The sequence below is a fragment of the Streptomyces sp. NPDC048361 genome, from assembly GCF_040651795.1.
Taxonomy (GTDB): domain Bacteria; phylum Actinomycetota; class Actinomycetes; order Streptomycetales; family Streptomycetaceae; genus Streptomyces.
This window is the reverse complement of the sequence record NZ_JBEZKW010000030.1, coordinates 18,575-43,186: the sequence shown is the minus strand read 5'-3', so window position 1 is coordinate 43,186 and position 24,612 is coordinate 18,575. Positions and strand designations below refer to the sequence as shown.

12 protein-coding genes are annotated in these 24,612 nt (G+C 71.7%); 6 read left to right on the top strand and 6 right to left on the bottom strand.

Annotated elements, in window-relative coordinates; translation table 11 throughout:
- The first annotated feature begins 43 nt into the window (after positions 1-43).
- The 6 genes from AB0D31_RS18840 to AB0D31_RS18815 all read left to right on the top strand — a co-directional run bounded on the left by AB0D31_RS18840 (position 44) and on the right by AB0D31_RS18815 (position 7,209).
- Complete coding sequence (locus AB0D31_RS18840; protein ID WP_362724033.1) at positions 44-631, top strand: hypothetical protein; 588 nt, start codon at positions 44-46, stop codon at positions 629-631.
- Positions 632-825: 194 nt separating this feature from the next.
- Entirely contained in the window at positions 826-2,442 is a 1,617-nt protein-coding gene (lnt, locus tag AB0D31_RS18835) for an apolipoprotein N-acyltransferase (RefSeq protein WP_362724030.1), read from the top strand.
- 36 nt (positions 2,443-2,478) lie between these two features.
- Entirely contained in the window at positions 2,479-2,961 is a 483-nt protein-coding gene (locus AB0D31_RS18830) for an NUDIX domain-containing protein (protein WP_362724028.1), read from the top strand.
- 907 nt (positions 2,962-3,868) lie between these two features.
- Entirely contained in the window at positions 3,869-4,162 is a 294-nt protein-coding gene (locus AB0D31_RS18825) for a hypothetical protein (protein WP_362724025.1), read from the top strand.
- A gap of 486 nt (positions 4,163-4,648) precedes the next feature.
- Positions 4,649-5,764: a serine hydrolase domain-containing protein gene (locus tag AB0D31_RS18820; protein WP_362724155.1), complete on the top strand. Its 1,116-nt coding sequence runs from the start codon at positions 4,649-4,651 to the stop codon at positions 5,762-5,764.
- A 164-nt stretch (positions 5,765-5,928) separates the two neighbouring features.
- Positions 5,929-7,209, top strand: a complete 1,281-nt coding sequence (locus tag AB0D31_RS18815; protein WP_362724023.1) for a serine hydrolase domain-containing protein — start codon at positions 5,929-5,931, stop codon at positions 7,207-7,209.
- Between the two features lie 17 nt (positions 7,210-7,226).
- Here AB0D31_RS18815 and AB0D31_RS18810 read toward each other — a convergent pair whose 3' ends face one another.
- From AB0D31_RS18810 to AB0D31_RS18785, 6 genes are read right to left on the bottom strand one after another with little or no spacing between them, the layout of a single operon-like run.
- Positions 7,227-8,576 carry a cation:proton antiporter gene (locus AB0D31_RS18810; protein WP_362724020.1) on the bottom strand — a complete coding sequence of 450 codons (1,350 nt, stop codon included), beginning with the start codon at positions 8,574-8,576 and terminating at the stop codon, positions 7,227-7,229.
- Positions 8,573-9,487, bottom strand: a complete 915-nt coding sequence (locus tag AB0D31_RS18805) for an alpha/beta fold hydrolase (protein WP_362724017.1) — start codon at positions 9,485-9,487, stop codon at positions 8,573-8,575. Before AB0D31_RS18805 ends, AB0D31_RS18810 begins: the two co-directional genes overlap by 4 nt.
- 12 nt (positions 9,488-9,499) lie before the next feature.
- Positions 9,500-10,339, bottom strand: a complete 840-nt coding sequence (locus AB0D31_RS18800) for an alpha/beta hydrolase (RefSeq protein ID WP_362724015.1) — start codon at positions 10,337-10,339, stop codon at positions 9,500-9,502.
- A gap of 10 nt (positions 10,340-10,349) precedes the next feature.
- Entirely contained in the window at positions 10,350-10,502 is a 153-nt protein-coding gene (locus AB0D31_RS18795; protein ID WP_362724012.1) for a hypothetical protein, read from the bottom strand.
- On the bottom strand, positions 10,466-11,809 hold the full coding sequence (locus AB0D31_RS18790; protein WP_362724010.1) for a hypothetical protein: 1,344 nt from the start codon (positions 11,807-11,809) through the stop codon (positions 10,466-10,468). The genes AB0D31_RS18795 and AB0D31_RS18790 overlap by 37 nt, the downstream gene beginning before the upstream one ends.
- Positions 11,806-24,066 carry an amino acid adenylation domain-containing protein gene (locus AB0D31_RS18785; protein WP_362724008.1) on the bottom strand — a complete coding sequence of 4,087 codons (12,261 nt, stop codon included), beginning with the start codon at positions 24,064-24,066 and terminating at the stop codon, positions 11,806-11,808. Before AB0D31_RS18785 ends, AB0D31_RS18790 begins: the two co-directional genes overlap by 4 nt.
- Between the last annotated feature and the right edge of the window lie 546 nt (positions 24,067-24,612).

Sequence of the window (24,612 nt, the reverse complement as noted above, 5' to 3'; positions counted from 1 at the left end):
CCGGGCGGTGCCGTGGCGGCGGAACGTGAGTACGCTGCTTTCCATGAGGGAAGCGTCCCCGGAGTACCCCACGCCCCCCGAACCCCGCCCCGGATCCGGTGCCACCGAGCAGCCGCCCGAGGTCTGGATCGGCCGGGCCACCAACCGCGTCCAGTGGCTCCTCGCGGCCGGCGGAGCAGCATGCATCGCGCTCGGCATCGAGCTGGCCGTCGACTCGACCTGGACGTCGGGCATCGCCCCGCTCCTGATGTCCGTGATCGGCTGTCTGGCCGCCGGGATCCTCGTGCTCTTCGGGACCCTCGCCTTCGTCCATGTGGCGGTCAGGGTGGAAGGGGACTGCCTGGAAGTGCGCTGCGGCCACATCGGGCTGCCGCGCCGCACCATCCGCCTCGACCACGTGGTCGGAGCCGACTTCGTGCCGCGCGTCACCCCGCGCCAGTGGGGCGGCTGGGGCTACCGCTGGCGGCCCGAGATCGGCACCGCCGTCGTCGTACGGCGTGGTGAAGGTGTGGCGCTCAAGCTCGGTGACGGGCGTGTCTTCACCGTCACGGTCGACGACGCGGAAGCGGCGGTCCGGTTCATCCGCGACCGGCTGCGCCTGCTCGGCACCGGACAGCCCGTCGAGGCCTGACGCCTCGCGCCGTCCCTGCGCGCCCCCCGTCGAGGCAGGCCTGACTCCTCGGCCGTGCGCAAGCCCCCCGTCGAAGCCTGACTCGTCGGGCCGTGTGCGAGCCTCCCGTCGAAGCGTGACCTCTCGCGCCGTCCCTGCGCGAGCCTCCCGTCGGGACTCCCGCGCACACAGCGAGCGGCCGTAGACTCCGCCGGGTGAGCACCACCGAAACCCCCACCACCGCCCCCGACCGGCTCGGGACGCAGCCTGCTGCCACCTCGCGGCTGCGCCGGCTCCTGAACCGCCTCGTAAGGCCCGCGGTGGCCGCCGCCGGCGGGGTGCTCCTGTATCTGAGTTTCCCCCCGAGGCCCCTGTGGTGGCTGGCGCTGCCGGCGTTCGCCGTCTTCGGCTGGGTCCTGCGCGGCCGCGGCTGGAAGGCCGGCCTCGGCCTCGGCTACCTCTTCGGCCTCGGCTTCCTGCTGCCGCTCCTGGTGTGGACCGGTGTGGAGGTGGGCCCCGGCCCGTGGCTCGGGCTCGCCGCCATCGAAGCACTGTTCATCGGCGCCGCCGCGTCGGGCACAGCCGTCGTCTCCCGGCTTCCCGGATGGCCCGTGTGGGCCGCCGCCCTGTGGATCGCGGCCGAGGCGGTCCGCGCCCGCGTCCCCTTCGGCGGCTTCCCCTGGGGCAAAATCGCCTTCGGTCAGGCGGACGGAACCTTCCTGCCACTCGCCGCCCTGGGCGGCACCCCCGTCCTGGGCTTCGCCGTGGCGCTGTGCGGATTCGGACTGTACGAGTGCGTGCGCCAGGCACTGCGCCTGCGGGCCACGGGAACGCTCCGCAAGGGCGCCGCCGCGGCCGCGCTGCTCACCGTCGTCGTACCGGTCGCGGCATCCTTCGCCGCCCGCGGCCTGGTCAGCGACGCCGCCGAGGACGGCACCGCGACGGTCGCCGTGATCCAGGGCAACGTGCCCCGCCTCGGCCTCGACTTCAACTCCCAGCGCCGCGCCGTCCTCGACTACCACGTACGCGAAACGCTGCGCCTCGCCGACCGGGTCAAGGCCGGCAAGGAGCCGCAGCCCGACTTCGTCCTGTGGCCGGAGAACTCCTCCGATGTCGACCCCTTCGCGGACGACGACGCACGCGCGATCATCGACCAGGCCGCCAAGACCATCGGAGCCCCCATCTCCGTCGGCGCGGTGGTCGGCGGCTACGGCACCAAGCTCTACAACGAGCAGGTCCAGTGGGACCCGAAGCTGGGCCCCGTCGCCACGTACGACAAGCGGCAGATCCAGCCGTTCGGCGAGTACATGCCGCTGCGCGGTCTCATCGGCACCTTCGCCCCCGGCTACACCTCCATGGTCCACGAGGACTTCAACCGGGGCACCAAGCCGGGCGTCTTCACCATGGCCGGCACCAAGGTCGGCATCGCCACCTGTTACGAGGCCGCCTTCGACTGGGCGGTGCGCGACACCGTCACCGCGGGCGCCCAGATGATCTCCGTGCCGAGCAACAACGCGACCTTCGACCGCAGCGAGATGACCTATCAGCAGCTCGCAATGAGCCGGGTGCGGGCGGTCGAGCACAGCAGGACCGTCACCGTCCCCGTCACCAGCGGCGTCAGCGCCGTGATCATGCCCGACGGCAAGGTCGTCCAGAAGACCGCCCTGTTCACCCCGGCGTCGCTGGTGGCGAAGGTGCCGCTGCGCTCCTCGCAGACCCCCGCGACCAAGCTGGGCACACTCCCGGAGTGGGTGCTCGTCGCGGCGGCCGCCGCGGGCCTGGCCTGGGCGATCACCCGGAACGTGCGCCGGGGCCGCGCCACCCGGAGCTGACCTTGACGGTTTCCGGCGGCCGTTAGGGTCGGGGGCATGGCAACCCCTGACTTCATCCGATCCATCCGGGCCACCGCCGGTCGCCAGCTGCTTCTGCTGCCGGGCGTGAGCGCGATCGTCTTCGACGACGAGGGCCGGGTGCTGCTCGGCCGCCGCGCCGACACCGGTCAGTGGTCGACGATCGGCGGCATTCCCGAACCGGGGGAGGAGCCGGCGCACACCGCGGTGCGCGAGGTGTACGAGGAGACCGGCGTACGGTGCGTCGCCGAGCGGGTGGTCCTCGTGGAGGCGGCCCCCACCCCCGTCGTCTACCCCAACGGCGACGAGTGCCAGTTCATGGACATCGCCTTCCGCTGCCGCGCCACCGGCGGCGAGGCCCGCGTCAACGACGACGAGTCCCTCGACGTGGGCTGGTTCACCATGGACGCCCTGCCGAAGCTCAGCGAGTTCGCGCTGTTCCGCATCAAGCAGGCACAGGCGGACGGCCCCACATGGTTCCAGCCCAGCACCGAGCTGTGACGTGTGGGAGCCATCCCCACAGGTGGTGATGTGAGCCACCCGCACAGGTGGTGAGGGGTGCCCCCCGAACATGCGTGTCGCCGCACTCTGGTCCACCGCTGCGGCGCCGCGGCTGTCCGACGCCCTCATCCATGCCGGACGCCCGCCGCCGTCCGGCTGCCGCGAGCGGGCGGCGGTCGCGCGAAGTGCCGCACTGGCCATGGGAATTGACCGCACGTCGTGGGATCATGCCGTTATCCAACGGTGGGTGCCGAGGCAGTACGGGGGTGCGTACAGGGCCTTTACGCGGCTCCCGTCGTGGACGCGGACAGCGAGGCGAGTCTGCCCTGGCCGGCCACCGCCCATGTGCCGGGGCCCTCCTTGCAGCAGGCCGTCGCGGAGTATGGGTCCCTCCCGCGGCTCGCGGCGTTTCGGCTGAAACCCCGGAAGAAGAAGGGGAGTTCGAGCTCCTCGGGGCATAAATGGGCGGCTGCGATCGGGGTCGTCGCCGTGCTCATCATCGGCCCGCACAAGGTCGTCAACTGGGTTACTCGAACAGCAGGCCTTCGCAACAGGCTGAGCACGCGACGACGCCGGCCTCCCCTCCCCGGTGCAGCTCCCGCCGGGTACGGGTGGGAACACGGATGTGCTCCCCACCGGAATGAAGACGACCGACCCGGGCGGCGAGCGAGCCACCGCGGCTATCCGCAGCACCAACGAGAGCTTGCGGCGTCCGCGGCGGCGTCGAGGTTCGACGCCATGGAGCTCAATGAGGCGGCCGACGTCTTGTCGAACACCCCCCTAGGGCCATGTGGCCGCAGGTGGTTGGAGGTGCCCCGTGTGTCCCGGGGGGCGGAGCGTCGCGAGCGGTCAGACTTGTGACACCGGCCGGCTCCCGGCCCGAGCTCCTGCGAACCGAGGGAACACCATGACCTGGGCATCTTGGACCACTGTGGGCATCCACGTCCTTCCCGGCGTCGTGCAGGCCGAGGAGTTCGGCCCGATGCAGGGGGACCTCACCATCCACACCACCTGGTCGGGGCACGAGGCGGACCTCGCCGTGCAGTACTCGGGCGCCGCCGACTGGTACACGCTCGTCGGCAGCCCCGTGCCCTGTCACTCCGAGGAGGACAGCCGTGCCTACCACCAGGCCGTCGTCGACGGAGTACGCGAGGGGGAGAGGGCCCAGGACGTCCTGAAGAAGCTCGCCCGCACCGCTTAGCTCCCGCATCGGCTAGCTCGTGCACCGCGTAGCTCCCGCACTCCGTGGCTTCCGCCTCGTCTGGCTTCCGCACCGCGTAGCGAACGCGCCGCCTGGCTCCCGCACCGCGTAGCTTCCGCAGCGCCGAGCTCGCGCACCGTCCGGTATCCGCCTCGGCGCGAGCCTGCGGGGCATGACGATGGCCGCGGCCCCCGCCCCCGCCCTGGCCCCCGCCCCGGCCTCGGCCGCGCGCCCGCCTGCTCGGCTGGGCGGGTCATTTCGGGGGCCGAGCGTTTCGGGCGGCGGCCGGCAGGTGATGCATGGCCAACCGGCGGCCCCTGCTCGGCGGCCGGACCAGCAACCGCTCTCCCCATCGCCGCCCCCGCCCCACCGTCACCCCCGCCCACCGTCGCCCGGAGGCCCGTCGTGTCACTGCGTCACCGCCGTTTGCCGCTGCCCCGTCACGGTGGGCGCGTGGTCGTCGCGCTGCTCACCGCGTCCCTTGCGCTGGCCGGTCCGGCCGGGGCCGCGCCCCGTGACGACGGGGACGGAGCGCTCCGGGCCCGACTCCGTGAGCTGGTCGAGAGGCCCGACGGGCCGCCGGGCGCCATCGCGGTGCTCAGGGACGGCGATCACGTACGGGTGGTGCAGGCCGGGGTGGCCGAGCTCGGCACCCAGCGGCCGCCGAGAGCCACCGACCACATGCGTCTTGCCAGCGCCGCCAAGGCGTTCAGCGGTGCGGTCGCGCTGCGTCTGGTCGACTGCGGCAAGCTCTCGCTCGACGACACCCTCGCCAAGCGGCTTCCCTCACTGCCCGACGCCTGGGGCTCAGTGACGCTGCGTCAGCTCCTGAACCACACCAGCGGTCTGCCGGACTACAGCAATGCACCGGACTTCGTCGACGTGATCCAGGCCGATCCGCACCACGTCTTCGACTCCCGGCACCTGCTCGACTTCGTCGCCGACGACGACCTGCAATTCGCCCCCGGCTCTCGCTACCAGTACTCCAACTCCGACAACATCGCCGTCGCCCTGATGGCCGAGGCCGTGACCGGGCAGCGCTATGAGGACCTGCTGGCCTCGAAGGTGTACCGGCCGCTCGGGCTCACCGGGACCAGCCTCCCGGAGGGCTACCGGCTGCCCGAGCCCTACCTGCACGGCTACGACGTCGAGCCCGGCAGCCCGGCCGAGGACGTCTCCACGTTGTTCGGCGCTTCCGGATCCTGGGCCTCCGGCGGCCTGGTCTCCACTCCGGCGGACTTCAACACGTTCATGGCCGCCTACGCGGGCGGCAAGTTGATCGGTGACGCGACCCGCAAGCAGCAGCGCACCTTCGTCGACGGGGCCTCCGAGCCGGCCGGCCCCGGCGCCAACAAAGCAGGCCTGGCGATCTTCAAGTACACCACCCGGTGCGGGGTGGTGTACGGCCATACCGGCAACACCGCGGGCTACACCCAATTCGGCGCGGGCACCCCGGACGGCCGCCGCAGCGTCACCGTCTCCGTCACCTCGCAGGTGAACCAGAGGACCAACCCGGACCTGCTGGCACACCTGCGCGCCGTCGAGGAGGACTTCGTCTGCACCCTCCTGAACGACCGGGGCCCCCACTCCCAGGGCCACTAGCCGACGAATGACGGCTCGGGTGGCGGCGCGGGGTGGCGGCGCCGGGGGTTGTCCTCACCCCCGTTCCGGGTGGTCGCCCCATCGCGCCGGCCGCCTGCTCCCGGACACCATGGGGGTGGCGCAGGACCAGGCAGGAACGGCACCCAGCCCCAGAGGACACACACATGACCCGATACCGACGCGCGTTGGGCGGCCTGCTCGTGGTGGTCGCGATGGCCGGCGGAGCGGCGTGCGCGCGGGGTGGCGGCACACCCGCGTGGCAGAACGCCGCTCATCCGGCCGCCCACCCCGCCACCACCCCGTACGCCACCACCCCGTACGCCACCACCCCGTACGCCACAGCCGACCAGGCCGCCGCCGGCAGCCCCAGCGCCGACCACACCCGGCTCCGTGCGCTCCTGCATCGGCTGACCACGCAGGACGGCGCCCCGGGAGCGCTCGTCGCCCTCGGTGCCGGTTCCGGCGGTACGGTGCTGACCGACGGCCTCGCAGACGTGCGGAGCGGCACGGCGATGCGCGGAGACGGCCGGTTCCGGATCGGCAGCATGACCAAGCCGTTCGTGGCGACCGTCCTGCTCCAGCTGGTCGGCGAGGGCCGGGTAGTCCTCGACGCGCCGGTGGAGCGCTACCTGCCCGGCGTCGTACGCGGCCACGGCAACGACGGACGACACATCACGGTCCGTCAGATCCTTCAGCACACGAGCGGCATCCCGGACTATCTCGACCACATCGAGCCGAAGGACGTCCTCGACCACCCGCTGACGCACTACGACGGGCGCGCCCTCGTCCAGCTCGCTCTCGCGTACCCCCCGGACTTCGCCCCCGGCACCGGCTGGAGCTACTCCAACACGGGTTACGTGCTGGCCGGCATGATCATCGAGCGGGTGACAGGGCACTCGTACGGTGACGAGATCCGCCGGCGCATCATCGAACCATGGGGACTGCGCCAGACGTCCGTCCCGCACGACGACGACTCGGCCGTCCCCGGCCGGCACCCGCGTGGCTACGCGAGAGAGGCCGAGGGAGGGCCGCTCAAGGACATCACCGCACTCAACCCCTCGGTCGCCGGTGCGAGTGGCTCCATGATTTCCAGCGGGGCCGACTTCAACCGTTTCCTGGGCGCACTCCTGGGCGGCCAACTGCTGCGCCCTGCCCAGCTCCACCAGATGATGACGACCCGTCCGACCGGCAGCGCGGACGGCGGGGCCTACGGGCTCGGTCTGGAGAGCCACCCCCTGCCGTGCGGCGGCCTGGCCTGGGGGCACGACGGTGGTGTCCCCGGCTACCAGACCGTGGGGGTCGCGACGGTCGACGGCCGCCAGGCGACGGCGATGGTGAACCTTTACCTGGGTGGCACCGACGCCCAGAGCGCCGACATGACATCCGCCGTCCAGACGGCGCTCTGTGAGAGCCACCCTTCAAGCCCGCCGCCGGCGCACCGCTGAACGAGCCCCGGGATTCGTCACGCCCGTTCTTGTTCTGTCCGTACGCCATCCGCTTTCTCTGCCGGCCGCCCCCGTTCCCCTGGGGCGGCACGAGGACACGGGACGGCACGAGGGTGCGGAACCGTCCGCTCGCGCCGGCCGTCGCCGGGGGGACGGCCGCGGCGGTCGATCAGTGACAGGAGCGGGCCCGTCATCGACGTCGTGACCACCGCCGTCACCAGGAGCGCCAGGTAGAGGCCGGAGGTGAGCACCTTCGCGCTGTAGCCGACCTGGAGCAGGACGATCTCGGTGAGCCCGCGGGTGTTGAGCATGACGCCGACGCGGAGCGCCTCCGTGTGCTCCTCACCGCCCAGCCGGGAGACCGCGTAACCGCCGCCGATCTTGGAGGTGACGGCCAGGAACGTGGCCGCGATCGCCACCGGCCAGGGAATGCCGCCCGACGCCGTCCATATCTGCAGGCCCGTGACGATGAAGAAGACCGGCACCAGCCACCGGCCGAGCGTGGACACCCAGCGGACCGGTGCGTCCCAGTGCGGCGAGTCGGGCGGGATCATGAGCCCCACCATGAACGCGCCGAAGATGGCGGTGAGTCCATGTGACTCGGCCGCATCCGCGGCCTGGAGCACACAGACACCCAGGGCCACCGCCATCGGCCGGGGCCAACGGGCGCACAGACGACCGGCGTTGGGGTGCTTGAGGAGACGTCGGCCCTCTATGGCCACCGACGCCCCCACCACGAGGACGGTGGTCGCGGTCCACACACCGCCCGAGCCGGGTGTGGCGATGCCCACCACCACGGCAAGCAGCAGCCAGGCGACGGCATCGACGAGCGCCGCCGACGTCAGCGCGAGCCGGCCGGCGCGCGTGGTCGTCAGACCGCGGTCGGCGAGCACCCGGGCGAGCACGGGCACCGCCGACACCGCCATCGCCGTGGCAAGCAGCAGCACGAAGGCCGGGGCCGGCGCGGCCCCCCGCACGGAGGGATCGCCATACCGTGCGAGGAAGCAGCCGAACGCGGCGCCGGCCACCAGGGACGGCACGAAGGTGCCGAGCGCCGTCCAGATGACGGCCCTGTCCCTGATGCGCGCGGCGTCGAGCCGCAGTTCGTGGGCGACGCCCACGAGGAACAGGACGAGCCCCGCGTGCCCGAGGTCGCGCAGCGGCCCCAGCACGTCGGCGGGCAACAGGACGGACTGTGCCTTCGGCCCGGCAACGCCCAGGACCGCCGGACCGAGCAGCATGCCGAAGGCGATCTCGCCTACGACACCGGGCTGACCGATCCGGCGGGCGAGTCCGCGCCCCAGGAACCCGATCGCCAGGAAGACGCCGAGCGCGGCGACCACCCGCGCGGCCAGGGCCGGCGTCATCGGCCCGGCGCTCCACCACCCGCCGCGCCGCCGCCCGCGCCTGTGCGGTCGACGTCGCCCGTGCCGCCGATGGAGCCGTCGCCCGCGCCTGTGCCGTCGATGTGGTCCACACCGCTGACGGATCCGCCGCCCGCGCCGTCGGCCGTCAGGAAGTCGACAACCCGCCGGATGACCGCGTCGTCGCGCAACACCTTGGTGTGGCCCAGGTCGCGCACCCGCATCAGCTCGGCCTGCCCCCAGGCCGCCACCAGCGTTTCGCTGTCGGTGATCGGCGACTCCGGGTCGTTCTCGTCGTGGACGACGAGCAGTCGGCTGGTGAAGTCCCGTGCGGCGGCGGCCGGTTCGATGGCGTCGAAGGACACCCCGAGCCATTCCTGCGCACGGGCGCGCACCAGCGCGATCGCCTCGGGCGTCACCTGCATCACTTCGCCGGAGCGGCGCCACAGGCTCGTATAGCTGCTGATGGGGTTGACGAACACGGCCCGATCGAGGGTGACCCCGCGCTCCATGGCCAGGGTGGTGGCCGCGGCGCCCAGCGAGTGGGCGACAACGGCGTGGAAGGGACCGAACCGTGCGTGGGCCGCCTCGACCGCGCGGGCGAAGTGGATGACGGAGGACTCCGCCCCCTCGGACTCGCCGTGGCCCGGCAGGTCGGCGACGACCACGGCGCAGCCGGCCCGGCCGAGCGCCTCGGCCAGAACGGTCAGATGGCCGGCGTTGCCCGCCCAGCCGTGCACCAGCAGGATCCGCGGCTCACCCTCGCCCCAGAGGTAGTGGACCACCTTGCCGCCGTCGACGACCTCGACCTCCTTGGCGGCCTGTTCCAGGATCGGCCGGGTCGCGTTCGGAGGCTGCGTGCGCATCGGCGTGAAGGCCAGCCGGCGCAGCTTCTCCGTGGTGTCGGTGTCCAATGGATTTGCCCCTTACTTCTGTTCTTCAGACTTCTGTTCTTCAAGACCCCGCAGGTAGGCGGAGACGATCTTCCGAACCTCCGGCGACTCCACGATGTCGAAGTGGCCTGCTCCTTCGACGAGTTCGAGCGTGGAGTGCCGCCAGTTCGCATGCAGTTCAGCGGCGTGTGCCGTGGGCACATAATCGTCGGCCGTGCCGTGGATGACGAGCCCCGGCACGTCGATCGTGCGGACGGCCGAGAGCGCCGAATACTCCTCCCACACCGTCGCGCCGAACCTTCTCTCGATCTCCCGCGTCACCTGGTGGACCCGGTCGTCGTCGAGGGCGTTCATCTCGGCGAACCGCTCGACCAGGAACCCGGTGGTGGGCGGCGACGAGATCGACACCATCGCCCGCGCCGTCACCCCGGCCTGCCACGCGGTGAGGGCCCACAGGCCGCCCATCGAGTGGCACACCACCGCGTGCAGGCCGGGCAGCGTTGCGTACAGGGCGCGCAGCAGGGCGCGTATCTCGGCAGGGTCGGCCGTGGTGCCCAGCGCCTCCCCGTGCGGCGGCACATCGAAGAGCACCACCCGGTAGCCCTGGCCGAGCAGCTCCTCGGCGAGCGCCACCATGCTGCCCAGGTGGGTGTTGAGGCCGTGGACGAGCAGGACGGTGGGGCCGCTGCCGCTCTGGAAATACTTGTAGAAGCGGCCGCCCACCTTGATCGTGCGCGAGCGGCACCGGTTGAGGAACGCCTTCGTGAACGGGTCGTGGGGCAGCCGCACGACCGTGTAGAAACGCTCCACGAGTTCGTCCACGGTGTCCAGGGACACGTCGGCTGACACGGGCACGGGTTCGGCTGGGCTCACAACGCGTTCCTCAATCGGTGCGGGTGCGGGTGCGGGTGCGGGTGCGGGTGCGGGTGCGGGTGCGGGTGCGGGCGTAGGCGTAGGGGTAGGACTGGGCGGGGGAGCGGGTGGGGCGGTGGGTGCGGGTCAGCCGCCGGGCTGCTCGCTCAGCGCCGCCAGACACTGCCGGGCCCGCTCCGGCAGGACGTACTCGCCCTCCTTCGCGATGCGGTCGTACAGCGCCTCGACCCGCTCGTAGTGGTCGTCGAGGTTCTGATCGAGCAGGTGGTACTCGGACTTGTTGTAGATGCCGAACTGCAGGTCCGTCATCAGGCCGAACGGATCGATGTCCGCCGCGCGCCGTGCCCCGCCGAACACCACGCGCAGGAATGCGTCGACGCTCTCGTAGCCGAGCGTGGCCAGGAGGAACTCGATCGACGCCCACTTGCGCCTGACCTGGTGGGCACGCTCGGCGGGGTCCACGATGAAGTCCAGACCGCTGGTCATGCCCTTCGGGTAGTGCACCCTGTTGAAGCAGCGCAGGTCGATGGTGAGCCGGTCCTTGGTGGTGCGGGGCAGTGTGCTGTCGGCGTGCGCCCGGTAGTTGTCGAAGACCAGGGCGTCACCCACCCGGCTGTCGCAGTAGTAGCCCGGCGAGGGCGTGTCGGCGTACGTCTTCGCCCAGTACATCGCCATGAGGTAGTCCCGCACCGACGGCAGGTCGATCTCGGACAGCTTGCCTTCGAGGAAGAGATACAGCGCCTTGTCGACGGCGTCCTTCTCCTCGCCCTCCAGACCGCACTCCAGCATCCTCGCGTACACATACGGGAGGTTGGGCGCCTCCAGCTCGGCCTCCTCGAAGATCACGAAGGGCTGTCGGCTGAGCGGCGTCGGCGTGAGCGCGGTGTGGAAGCTGCGGTACTCGGTGGGGAAACCGAGCTGCTTCTTGACCAGTGACGGGATCTGGAGGGCGATCGAGCTGGCCGCGTGCGTCCCGTACGGACGCTTCTCGGCCGGCACGATGAACGCGTTGACGACCGCGGTCTCGACCTCGGGGAAGTGCTCCTGGACGATGCCCTGGTTCAGGTCGTAGAAGCGCTTGGCCGACGGCACGAACAGCACACAGTTCTCGAACATGGTGGAGACCGGGAAGTAGCTGCCGATCGAGGCGGCCGCGAAGCTCTCCTGGATCACCGCCTGGCAGCGCAGCTGACGCGCCAGGTTGTCCGCGAGGTCGTCGTCCAGGTTCATCCGGACGACGTGCGTGGGGTGTGATTCGGGCAGGAATCGGCTCGCGTTCAGCGTCCGGTGCGGAGGCAGCCGCACCTCCCAATCCCCCTTCGCCACCTGGTACTTGTCGAGCACGGGGGAGAGCTGTTCGGCGTGTACCGCCGCCGATGAATGCAGGAAGGTGCCGGTCTTCTGGTAGGTGCCGGTGACGGTGGTGTCGTCGTCCACCGTCGCGCCCGGCGTCTGCGTCGCGTCGCTCATGACGTCGTGTTCTCCGCTCGGTCCGAAGTGTTGATGCGGTGCACATAGGTGCGGACGAACTCCTCGTCCACGGGCGGGGACGGACAGTCCCCGGCGCCGAAGACCGCGCCACCCACCGGGAGCGCGGCGAACATGTCCGCGAGCCCCCGCGCGGTGAGGCCGTCCACCAGGGCGGCGATCCGCGCGAGCGGGCCCGCCGGGTGCTGCGAGGCGAACGCCAGCGCCCGCTCCCGCCATGCGTCGAAGGGCACGACCCGCGCCCCGCCCGCCGCGGCGCCGACCATCTCGAAGAAGCGGTCGAAGGTGGGGGCGCCGGCGTTGACGAAGTCGTAGTCCTGGCCGATGCGCTCCAGGTCGTCCGTCATCGCCGCGGCGATCGTCCGGCACAGGTAGTCGACCGGCAGCACCGTCGTGAGATCGGCGTCCAGCGCCGGGAAGCTCCCGAGTTCGAGGCTGCCGGTGATCAGGTTGTGCAGGAAGTCGCCCCGGTCGAGCCGGAAGTGCCCGGTGCGGGTCGAAGCCCCCACGAACGGCAGCCGGTACGTCGACGCCCGTGCGCCGCGCCAGCGGGCGGCGGCCACCATCTGCTCGGCCTGCCACTTGGAGGTGAGGTAGCCGAACTCCCGGTCGTCCTCGGTGACTTCGTACCCCAGGTACTTGGGCAGCGTGGCGGAGGTGGAGACGAAGTGGAACGCCTTGCCGCGGCCCCGCGAGGCCAGCCGCAGCGCCTCGTGCGTGCCGACCACGTTGGGGCCGGTGTAGTCGTCGAGCGGTCGCATCCAGTCCACCAGGGCGCCGGAGTGGCAGACGGCGTCCACCTGCTCGGCCAGGTCGTCGAAGTCCTCCTCGGACAGGCCGAACAGCGGCCTCGTGAGGTCACCGACGACCGGGTTGAGGAGCGGCGCGTACTCCTCCTGCCACAGGCCGTAGCCGTCGAGTGAGCCGACCAGGCGGTCCATGCCCTGGCGGGCGTCGTCCGCCCGCACCAGGCAGTACGCGACCACCTCGGACGCGAGCAGCTCGTGCAGCAGATACGCCCCGACGAACCCGGTGGCGCCGGTGACGAAGACCGCCTCAGGACGGACCGGCGCCGCGGCCGCGTTGTCGAAACGCAGCTCGGGGTCGAGGCATCCCTTGCGGGCCGTGGAGAGGTCGATGCCCGTGGCACCGGCCGCCTCCGTGGCCGTCGGGGCTGCGGCCGCCGCGGGCGCCGTTTCGAGCCCTGCCTCAAGGAGCTTGTCCAGGAGGAAGCCGGCGAGCGAGGTCAGGTTGGGGTGGTCGAAGGCGATCTTCGCGGGGAGGGCGAGCCCGGTCAGGTCCGCGAGCTGGTTGCGCATGAGCACCGCGGTCAGCGAGTCGATGCCGATGTCCTGGAGCGACACACTGACGTCGACGGCCTCCGGCGAGGCGAAGCCCAGCGTCTTGGCGACCTCCGCGCGCACCACGCCCAGCACCACGTCCGGATACTCCTGCGGCGCGGCCTCACTCAGGAGTTTGCGCAGATCCGCCGCGCCGCCCGCCCCCGCGCGCTTGCCGGAGCCGCCACTGAGCAGCGACCGGAACAGCGGCGGTATGCCGCCGCGGCTCTCGTAGTAATGCTGTACGCGGTTGAGGTCGAGCGCGGCGGACATGGTCAGCGCGCGGCCGCTCTTGACCGCCAGCTCGACAAGTTCCAGGCCCTCGTCCGGGGCCAGCCGGTCCAGGCCGAGCTGCGCGAAGCGGGCCCGGTCGAACTCGCTGAGCCCGGCCGCCATGCCGGCCCCCTCCCAGGGGCCGAACGCCACCGAGGTGGCCGGCAGGCCCTTGGCCCGGCGCAGATGGGCGAGCACGTCGAGGAAGGCGTTGGCCGCGGCGTAGTTGCCCTGGCCGGGCGCCCCCATGACGCTCGCGATGGAGGAGAACATCAGGAAGAAGTCCAGCTCCATGTCCCGTGTCAGCTCGTGCAGATGCCACGCCCCGTCCACCTTGGGCACGAAGACGGCGTCGAACCGCTCCGGTGTCAGGTCGGTCAGGGCGCCGTCGTCCAGCACACCGGCCGCGTGGACCACGCCGCGCAGCGGACGTTCGTCCCCGAACAGCGCCATCACCGCGGCGACTTCGTCGCGTACGCCCGCGTCGCACGCCATCACGATGACCGTGACACCCCGCTCGGCGAACTCCGCCACCAGGGCCTCGGCGCCCGGGGTGTCCATCCCCCGGCGTGAGGTCAGCACCAGATCGCGTACGCCGTGGGTGTCGGCGAGCCACCCGGCGACGCGTCGCCCGAGGTCGCCCGCGCCACCCGTGACCAGCACAGCGCCGTTTGCCCCGACGAAGTGACGTTGCCGCGCCGGGACCAGGACCACCTTGCCCACGTGCCGGGCCTGGGCGATGAAGCGCAGCCCGTCGGAGGTGTGCGTCATGGGGAAGGCGCGCAGCGGCAGCGGCACCAGCTTGCCCCGGCCGAACAGCTCGGCGATGGAGACCAGCATCCGCTGGATGAGGTCGGGGCCCGCCTCCGGCAGGTTGTAGACGGTGTACGTGACACCCGGGTGGCTCCGGTCGATGGCGGCCTGCTCGCGCACATCGATCTTGCCCATTTCCAGGAACCGTCCGCCGTCGCCCAGCAGGGCGAGACTGGCGTCGATGAACTCGGTGGCCAGGGAGTTCAGGACGACATCGAACCTTCCGCGCGGGTTGGCGTCGCCGTCCCCGCGCTCACCCCCGTCGCCGTCGCTCCGGCCGAAGTGCTCGACGAAGCCCAGGTCGCGCGAGGACGCCATATGGGCGTCGTTCAGGCTGAGTTGGCGCAGCGCGGGCCACTTGGGTTCGCTCGCGGTGCCGTACACCTCGGCGCCGTGAAGCTGCGCCAGCTGCACCGCCGCCATGCCCACGCCGCCGGCCGCGGCGTGGATCAGGACCCGCTCGCCCGCCCGCAGACCGCCCAGCTCGTGCAGGCCGTACCAGGCGGTGAGGAAGGTCATCGGAATGGTGGCGGCCTCCTCGAAGGTGAGGTGCTCGGGCATGCGCACCACTTGGCGCGCGTCCGTGACGACCTCGGAGGCGAAGGAGCCGCGGGCCAGACCGAGCACCGCGTCGCCCACCTTCACCTGGTCGACACGGGCGCCGACCTCGGTGACCACACCCGCGAACTCCAGGCCGAACGCCGGGATCTCCACCATGCCGAGCGCGTTGAGGACGTCGAGGAAGTTGACCCCCGAGGCCCGCACCTCCGCGCGGATCTCACCCGACGCGATGGCACGCTCCGGCAGCGGCCTGACCTTCAGCGGCTCGTCCAGCCGGCCCTTGGCGGCGATCTCCAACTGCCAGCGGCCCTCCGCCGGAAGCTCCAGATCGCGGGCCGAGCCCACCCGCAGCAGCTGCGGCACCAGGACCTCGCCGTGGCGCAGCGCGCACTCCGGTTCGGCCTCCAGCATCAACGCGGCGGGCAGCGCCGCACGGTCCGCCTCGCCCTCGCCGAGGTCGATCAGGCGCAGTGCCAGCTCGGGGTGTTCATTGCGGGCCGTCCGCATCAGACCCCACAGGGGGCCGGCGCCCAGACCGGACACCATGTCGTCGGCGCCGGTGCCGACCGCGTGCCGTGTCACCCAGACCAGCGGGGTACGGAACTCCGTCTGCACCGCTTCCTGGAGCTGCGCAAGCCCCTCGGCGGCGAACGCGTGGGCCTGTGACGGCACATCGGCATCCGAGTCCCACAGGCACACCAGCCCGTCGAGGTCCTCGGCGTCCGCCGGCTCCCGGACCTTGATGACCTGGATGCCGGCCCGGGCGAGCAGGGTCTTGACCTCGCGTTCCCACGTGACGTTCCCGGCCGGGGCCATCATGCCCCAGGAGCCGCCCAGTTCGAGGCCGGCGGTGTCCACGGGCTTCCAGCCGACGTCGAACTGGAAGCGGTCCACACCCGCGGCGGCGAGACGGCGCAACACCGCCCGGTCCACCCGCCGCGCGTGCAGCCGGTGCAGCCGTCCGACGGGGGTGCCATCACCGTCGTGGATGTCGAGCGAGGCCCAGAACTCGCCGTCGCCCAGCTCGAATTCGGCGACCCGCACCCAGATCTCCGACAGGCCCTTGACCCGCAGCGACAGACGCTCGGCCTCGAACGGCACGAACAGGTCGTCGCCGCTGCGGTTCTGCAGCCGCTGGGTCAGCAGCAATGAGTGCATGGCCGAGTCGAGCAGGGCCGGGTGCAGTACGTAGCCTCCGGCGGACTGTTCCGCGTCCTCCGGCAGCGCGGCCCGCGCCCACACCTGCCCGCCGACGTGCCACGCCTCCTTGATGCCCTGGAAGGTCGGCCCGTAGCCGTAGCCGAGCGCGTCCAGGTCGCGGTAGAGGGCGGACGCGTCGAGAGGCTCGGCGCCCGGCGGCGGCACCGTCACCGAGGCGCCGGTGCCTTCCTGCGCGGGCGTGACGCGGCCCTCGGCGTGCAGCTGCCACGCGCCGTCCTCGCCCTCCGGCGCGCTGTAGACCTGGACGGGCCGGGCCTCCCCGATCTTCGGGCCCACCGTGACCTGCATCCGCACCGGCACCCCGGCCGCGAGTACGAGAGGCGAGGCGATGACCACGTCCGACAGGTCCCAGTCGCCCTCGTGCGCGGCGTCGCCCGCGGCCCGCATGGCCTCGAAGAACGCCGTGCCCGGCATCAGGACCGCGTCCATCACCCGGTGCTCCCGCACCCACACCGGCTGGTCGGCCGCCACCACGTTGGTGAACAGCGACAGGTCGGTGCCGGCGATCTCCACCCCGCCGCCGAGCAGCGCGTGCCCGGTGGCGCTGAGTCCGGCGCCGGTCTCGCGGGACACCGGCGGCTCGAACCAGAACCGCTCCCGCTGGAAGGCGTACGTCGGCAGAGCCACCCGGGCACCGCCGAACGGTGCGAAGTAGCCGGCCCAGTCGACCGGGACGCCCCGTACATGCAGCTCGGCCAGGCTCCGCTGGACCACCGACGCGCCGTCCTTGCCCGGGGTGCACGACGGCATCCACGACACCGGCCCGTCGTCGGCCAGGCAGGCCGCGCCCATCCCGGAAAGGACGGCCTGCGGGCCGAGCTCCAAGAACGTGTTGGCGCCCTCGCGGCGCAGGCTGCGCATGCCGTCGCTGAAGCGGACCGCTTGCCGCACCTGGCGGACCCAGTAGCCGGGCTGCTCCAGCTCGCCCGGCACCGTGCGCTCACCCGTGAGGCTGCTGACGAGGGGGATCGCGGCGGGGCTGAAGGTGACACCCTGCGCCACGGCACGGAACTCGTCGAGCATGGCGTCCATGTGGTGCGAGTGGAAGGCGTGGGACACCGTAAGGCGCTTGGCTCTGCGGCCCTGCTCCGTGAAGTGCGCGGTGATCGCCTCGACGGCATCGGTGTCGCCAGAAAGTACGGTCTGGGTCGGGGTGTTGAGCCCCGCGACGTCCAGTCTGCCGCGCAGTCCGAGAGCGTCGAGGGCGGCCTGCGCCTCCTCGCCCGTAACCTCCAGTGACACCATCGCGCCGTCGCGTGCGGGCAGCGCCTGCATCAGACGGCCGCGGGCCGCGACCAGGCGACAGGCGTCGTCCAGGTCGAACACTCCCGCCACATGGGCGGCGGCGAGCTCACCGATGCTGTGCCCGAGCAGCAGCTCGGGACGCACACCCCAGCTCTCCCACAGCCGCCACAGCGCCACCTGGAGCGCGAACAGGGCGGGCTGCGTGAAGTCGGTACGGTGCAGCAGCGCCTCCCGCGCACTGCCCGGCGCGGCCCACATCACGTCAAGGAGGGGCTGCTCCAGGCCGGTGAAGCGGGCGGCGACCTCGTCGAGCGTCTCGCGGAAGACCGGGTGGACGTCGTAGATGTCCTTGCCCATACCGGGCACCTGGCTGCCCTGGCCCGTGAAGAGCAGGGCGAGCCGCGGCTCCTCCGCGTGGTTGCCGGTACGCACCGAATCCGCGGGCAGCTCGCCGGTGCGGGCGAACGAGGCCAGCTTGTCGAGGAGTTCGGCCTTGTCCTTGACGGCGAGCACCAGCCGACGGCGGAAGTGGCTGCGCGTGGTCGCGAGGGAGCGGGCCACATCGCCGAGGCGGTCCTGGATGTTCATGCCCATGTGCAGATGCAGGTTCTCCACCTGCTGGCGCAGGGCGGCGTCGCTGTGGCCGGACACCACGAACGGCACGGTGGGCGGCAGCGGCGCGGGCGCCGCCCCCTCGGCGGGTCGTGCGGTCTGGCGCGGTGGCTCCTCCACGATCACATGGGCGTTGGTGCCGCCGATACCGAACGAGCTGACGCCCGCGCGGCGCGGCACGTCCTTCGCCGGCCACGGCCGCTGTTCCCGGACCAGCGCCATGCCGGCGCCCGCCCAGTCCACGGCCGGAGTCGGCTCGGCCACGTGCAGCGTCTGGGGGAGCGTGTCGTGGCGCATGGCCAGAACGACCTTCATCACCCCGGCCAGGCCGGCGGCGGCCTGCGTGTGGCCGAGGTTGGACTTGGCCGAACCGACCCACAGCGGCGTCTCGTCGGAGTGGCTGCTGCCGAAGACCTCCGCGAGGGCGGTGCCCTCGATGGGGTCGCCCAGCTTGGTGCCGGTGCCGTGCGCCTCCAGATAGTCGATGTCGTCGGGCTGGAGCCCCGACGCGGCCAGGGCGGCCCGTATCACGCGCTGCTGCGCGGGGCCGCTGGGCGTGGTCAGGCTCGCGGCGTGCCCGTCGTGGTTGACGGCGGTGCCGCGCAGCACGGCCAGGACGGGGTCGCCGTCGCGCTGGGCGTCGGAGAGCCGCTTGAGAACGACCGCGGCGGAGCCCTCGCTCCAGCCGGTGCCGTCGGTGTCGGAGGAGAACGACCGGCAGCGGCCGTCCGCCGACATACCGTGCAGGCGGCTGAACTCGACGTGCAGTTCGGGCGTCAGCATCAAGCTCACACCGGCCGACACCGCCAGATCGCACTCGCCGTTGCGCAGCGCGTTGCACGCCAGGTGGGTGGTGACCAGGGATGAGGAGCAGGCCGTGTCCAGGGTGAGGGTGGGGCCTTCGAGGCCGAACACGTACGACACGCGCCCCGACATCGTGCCGCCCGCGGAACCGGGGCCCACATAGCCGTCGAGATCGGTGAGGGTGCCGGCCATGGTGAGCCCGTACTCGTGGTACGCCGAGCTCTTGCCGACGCCGATGAACGCACCGGTCCGGCTGCCGCGCAGCTGGTCCAGGGTGTAGCCGGCCCGCTCGAACGCCTCCCAGGTGGTCTCCAGGACCATGCGCTGCATGGGTTCGAGGGAGCGGGCCTCACGCGGTGAGATCCCGAAGAAGGGGGCGTCGAAGAGGTCGATGGGTCCGACGAACCCGCCCCGGCTGCAGTACGAGGTGCCGGGCACCTCCGGGTCGGGGTTGTACAGGGCCTCGGCGTCCCAGCGGTCCTTCGGGACCTCGACGATGCCGTCCCCACCGCGCTCCAGCAACTCCCAGTATTCCTCAGGGGTGTTGGCGTCGCCGGGGAGGCGGCAGGCCATGCCGATGACGGCGATGGGCTCGTCCTGGTCGGCGCGCCGGCGGTCGGGCACGATCGTGCGGCTCGCCTTCGTCTCACCGGCCAGATAGGTGGCGAGGGACTTCACGGTGAAGTGCTCGAAGAGTTTGGCGCCGAAGACCGGCCGTCCGAGGAGCTCTTCGAGGCGCGTCTGGACGCGGACGACGCGCAGTGAGTTGCCGCCGATCTCGAAGAAGTTCTGGTTCACGCCGATCCGGTCGTGGCCGAGCACCTCGGCCCACACGGCCATGATGTCCCGCTCCAGCTCGGTGGCGGGTTTGGCCGCGGCGTCGACCTCGACCACCGGGTCGGGCAGCGCGTTCTCGTCGATCTTGCCGTTGGGGGTCAGCGGAAGGTCGTCCAGCTCCACGATGAACGCCGGCACCATGTACTCCGGCAGCCGCTCGGCCAGCCAGGGCCGCAGCACCCGGTTCAGCGGGGCCTTGACCGGCTCACCCACCGCAGGTGTGTTGGCGTACGCACCCAGCGCGTCACGGTCCCTGGCCTCGGCGGGGCGGGGGCTCAGGTCGGGTCTCTGGCCCGGCCGCCAGAACAGGGCGTCGCACGTCCAGGGGGAGCCGGAGCGCCCGGGCAGCAACGCCAGCTCCAGGCCTGCCTCTTGGGCGGCGGCGGCCAGATCGGCGGGATCGGCCCAGGACATGGGGACCGGGGCGGCCGCGCCCATGAGCGCCAGGGCCGGGGCGACCCGGCCGCACACCTCGGCGAGGCGGCCGTTGGGGACGTTGTTCAGGCGGAGCGGGGCGTCACCGAGGGAGCCCAGCTCGGCGCGGAGCGCGGCCGCGTCGAAGCCGGCGGCCGGCCACTCCTTCTCCGTGGCCGGTGCGGCGCTCGGCGTGTCCTCGCCGATGTGCAGGGTGACGTCATAGCGGTAGCGCGTCATCTCGTTGACGTAGCGGCCCTCGCGCAGGGTGATGTCGACACGGGTGATCGCCGGGAACAGGTGGGGCAGGTTCGCGAAGTAGTCGCGGCTGAGCACCAGTTCGCGCTCCGCGCGCATCCCGCGCTCGGTGCGCCGGGCCAGTTTCTCGGCGGTGATACCGCCGGTCTCACCGTCCGCGCGGAAGTCCGCCACATCGGCGTGGAAGACGTCGAGCGTCGACAGATCGCGTACGTCACCGAGGAAGACACGTCCGTTGGTGACGGCCTTGGTCGCCCATGCGAGGACCGACGTCAGGTAGTCGACGCTGGGGAAGTACTGGGCCACCGAGTTGACGACCACGGTGTCGAAGGCGCCGTCGGCCACCTCGGGCAGGGCGTGGGCGGCGCGCTGTTCACAGGTCACCTGCGGCAGGGAGGCCGCGTGCCGCCGGATCATGTCGACGGCCGCGGCTGAGGCGTCCACGGCATGGTAGGTGCGGCAGTGCGGTGCCAGACCGAACAGCATCAGACCGCTGCCGGAGCCGATCTCGAAGACGTTCTCCGGCGCGTAGGAGAGGATCCGCCGCACCGAGCTCTGCTGCCAGTCGCGCATCTCGCCGTTGGAGAAGGGGAGCCCATCGTAACTGGTGCGCCAGCCCGCCAAGTTGAACGTGGCGTCGGCGGAGGCGGGTTCGGAGCCGGAGGGTGCGCTCTCGCCGTCGGCTCCGTAGGCGCGGTCCCAGGCTGCGGCCCATTCGGCCAGAGCTGCGCCCTGGTCCACGGGGGCGGGATCCGCGGCGCCGGCCGTGGAGCGGACGCAGTAGGCGACCAGGTGCTCGTCGCGGCCCACCACGACGGCGCGGCGGACCGACTCATGACGGCTGACCGCCGCCTCCACGTCCGCCAACTCGATGCGGTGGCCGCGCAGTTTGACCTGCCGGTCGTTGCGCCCGAGGAGGGCCAGCCGGCCGGGTGCGACGAAGCGCGCCAGGTCGCCGGTGCGGTAGAGCGAGCCGGGCCCGAAGGGATTGTCCGCGAAGCGCAGTCGTGTCTGCTCGGGGTCGTCGCGATAGCCGCGGGCCACCCCCGCGCCGCCGACGCACAGTTCACCGGGGAAGCCGAGTGGTACCGGCGCGAGGTTCTCGTCCAGGACGTAGACCTGCGTGTGGTCGATCGGGGTGCCGATGACGATGTTCCGCTCCTCGGCGCGGGCCGCCACCTCCCACGCCGTGGACCACACGGTGGTCTCGGTGGGGCCGTACATGTTCCACACCGAGGGCGCGTCCGAGGTGGCGAGCAACCGGTCGGCGAGATCGCGGGAGAGTGCCTCGCCGCCACAGAGGATCTTCTTCAGTGTCGTGGTGCCCTGCCAGCCGCCTTCCAGCAGCAGCTCCCAGGTGGCGGGGGTGCCCTGCATCATGGTGATCGCGTGCCGTTCGAGGAGCCCGCTCAGCGCCTTGGCGTCGAGGGTTTCCTGGGCCTGCGCGATGACGGTGGTCGCGCCGCTGAGCAGCGGCAGGAACAACTCCAGTACGGAGATGTCGAAGGACACCGTGGTGACGGCGAGGAGCCGGTCATCGGCGGCGCACCCCGGACTCCGGCGCATGGCCGCCAGGAACGTGACGAGGGATCCGTGGGTGATCTCGACGCCCTTGGGGCGGCCCGTCGAGCCCGAGGTGTAGATCACGTACGCCAGATCGTCGGCGCCCACCTCGACCGCGAGGCTGTCCCCGGCGCTCTGCCCGGCGCCCGCGTCGACGCTCACGCAGCGGGCTTCCCAGGCGGCGAGGGCGGTGGGCGTGGCGACCGGGGTGACGATGAGCCTGGGCTCGGCGTCCTCGATCATCTGGCGGATGCGCTCCGCAGGGAACCTGGGGTCGACGGGGACGTAGGCCGCGCCCGTCTTCAGGACCGCGAGGAGGGCGACGACGAGGTCGATCGAGCGGTCGAGGGCCACGCCCACCAAGTCGCCCCGGTTCACGCCTCGTTCGCTCAGGGTGTGGGCGAGCCGGTTGGCGCGGGTGTTGAGCTCGGCGTAGGTGAGGCTTTCGTCCGCGCAGACCAGCGCGGTGGCCACGGCGTGGGCGAGCGCGACTTCCTCGAAGAGCCGGTGCAGGCCGTGCTCGGGGCGGACGACGGCGCCGGACGCGTCGTTGAACTCCTCGACGAGGAGCGCCCGTTCGTCCGTACCGAGCAGGTCGACGTCGGCCGGCACGAGCTCGGTGGCGGCGGCGAGACGGGCGCACCATGCGGCGAACTGGCCGGCCAGCCGGGTGACGTCCTCGGCCGCCAGCCGCGCATCGTGGTGGAAGGTGACGAGCGCGCCGTCCCCGGATGCGTCCTGCTCGACGTGGAGCTCCAGCCTGGGACGGCGGCCGCCGTGTTCGGCGGAGCCGTGGCCGCCGGTGTCGTGGTCGGTGTCACGGTCGCCCCAGGAGATCAGGACGTCCGGTATGAGCGCGCCGCTGTTCCAGCGTTCGCGGAGCGTGTCGTCCCGGCCCACCGCGTCGCGGCGGATCCATCCGCGGTCCTGGCCGCGGGTGAACTCCTCGCGCACGGCCCGCAGGTTCTCCGTGACCGTCGCGTCGGCGTCGACCCGGCACGGCAGCGGCAGCCACGCGCTGAACAGGGCCCGGTGCGCCGTGTCAACACCCGTCCGGGGAGCGGTCATTGCGAGGTGGATGTCCCGCTGACCGGTCGCGCGCCCGAGGAAGAGCCCGAGTGCACCGGCCAGTTGGGCTGCGGTGGCCGCCGAGGTGTCCGGGCCGGTGTCGTCGCTCAGGGGCGGCACGGGGCAGCGTACGAGCACGGGATCGGGCCGCCCGCTCGCGACGGGGGAGTCCGCGGTGTCCGGGTAGGGCAGCCGGCAGGGGTGGTCGCCGGCCTCGATCAGACGTGTACGCCAGCGGTTGGCGGCCTGGGAGGCCTGGAGGCCCGCCTCGGTGAGCCGCGCGCTCGCGCCCTCAGCGGGGACATCCAGAACGGATCCGGCCGCAACCCCCATGACCGCGGCGGCAGTTGACGGAGTGAGCTCCTCGCCCTCCAGGGTGCACAGGCGGGTCAGGGCGATGCTTGCGGCACCCGTGGCCACCCGCAGGCCCGACGCGTCGTCGCAGGAGAGGACCGTGCCGGGAGCGGCAGCCGTGTCATCGGATGCGGCGCTCTCGACGCGGGCCTCACGGACGGCGTACACGTGGCCGCCGGAAGTAATCTTGGGCCACACCAGCGGGCTTGCGAACGGGCCGTAGTCGGTGGCCCGGACGAGGGCCGCGACGCGGTGCGCCGGACGGCTCCAGTCGATCAGGCCCTCTGCGGGGAACTGGGAGTGCCGCGAGAAGTAACGGCGCGCCGACGTGTCCTGCGGGGTCGCCGTCTCGCGGCCCTCCGCGATCTCGTCGAGCAGCACGGCCAGGCCGGCCACCGCCGCCTCGTCGCACTTCAGACCCAGCGACAGTGCGGTGTCCTCGGGGTCGATGGTCACCGGAACACGGCCGATGACCGCACCGCCGTCGACCGTCTCGGCCATACGGTGCCAGGTGATGCCGTACTCCCGCGCCTCCTCCGCGATGGCCCAGGACGGTGTGTGCAGGCCGGAGTAGGCGGGAAGCGGGCCGTAGTGGTAGTTGACGGCGCCTCGCTCCGCGCAGCTCAGCAGCGCTTCGGGCACCACCGCGTAGTTGCCGACGCTCAGCAGGAGGTCGCAGGAGAGCTGTGGTGCGCGGGTGACGGCCTCGGCATGCGTGTGCTGTGCGATGCCCGCCTTGACCGCCCAGGACCGGGCGGTGGCGTCCCCCGTCACCACGGCCGTGATGCGGTGACCTTTCGCCAGGAGTATCTCGCCGCAGCGGACGAGCACGCTCCCGCCACCGATCAGGACGGAACTCAAAGAAGTCAAAGCCATGTCTCCCCCGTGATGACCCTTGGCGCGATCACGAGCGCCAACCGTCCCGGGGCAGGCGGCATAGGCGCCCGAGCCGGCCCGATGACGAGGCCCCCAAGCGCCGGATCCCAGCGCGCGTACAGGGGTGGAGCCCCCGTGCGCCCGTGCCGATTCCCCCGAGATCGAGCGGCGTCGACCCACGCGCCGCCGTGCAGGCGTGAGGTGTTCGCGTTGTCAGGATTGCCAGTACGCCAAGTGCTGAACTGCCGAAGTCGCAGGTGCTGTTGTGCAGAAACGCTGTCGTGCAGGCGTGCGCAAGTACCGGATTGCAGAGGTGGTTCGTCAGATGGCCAGGGGCGGTGAACTCCCACGTCGTCACCCGCTCCACCAGGCGCCCCGCCCCATCATTGGCCTGCCGCGAGAGCCACCGCAAGGCATGGCGGTAAAGATCTTCGAGTGAATGCCGAGTGATGGTCGTCACATGTAGTGGTCACACAATTCACTCCGCTCCTTCACGGCATACGGGCACACTTGCTTCGGCCGCGCCGGTGCAACCAGCCTGCCCGA

Coding starts and splice junctions, on each gene's coding strand:
- AB0D31_RS18810 (WP_362724020.1), bottom strand. CDS start 8,576: ATGACGCCGGCCCTGGCCGCGCGGGTGGTCGCCGCGCTCGGCGTCTTC.
- AB0D31_RS18840 (WP_362724033.1), top strand. CDS start 44: ATGAGGGAAGCGTCCCCGGAGTACCCCACGCCCCCCGAACCCCGCCCC.
- AB0D31_RS18830 (WP_362724028.1), top strand. CDS start 2,479: ATGGCAACCCCTGACTTCATCCGATCCATCCGGGCCACCGCCGGTCGC.
- AB0D31_RS18825 (WP_362724025.1), top strand. CDS start 3,869: ATGACCTGGGCATCTTGGACCACTGTGGGCATCCACGTCCTTCCCGGC.
- AB0D31_RS18785 (WP_362724008.1), bottom strand. CDS start 24,066: ATGGCTTTGACTTCTTTGAGTTCCGTCCTGATCGGTGGCGGGAGCGTG.
- AB0D31_RS18790 (WP_362724010.1), bottom strand. CDS start 11,809: ATGAGCGACGCGACGCAGACGCCGGGCGCGACGGTGGACGACGACACC.
- AB0D31_RS18815 (WP_362724023.1), top strand. CDS start 5,929: ATGACCCGATACCGACGCGCGTTGGGCGGCCTGCTCGTGGTGGTCGCG.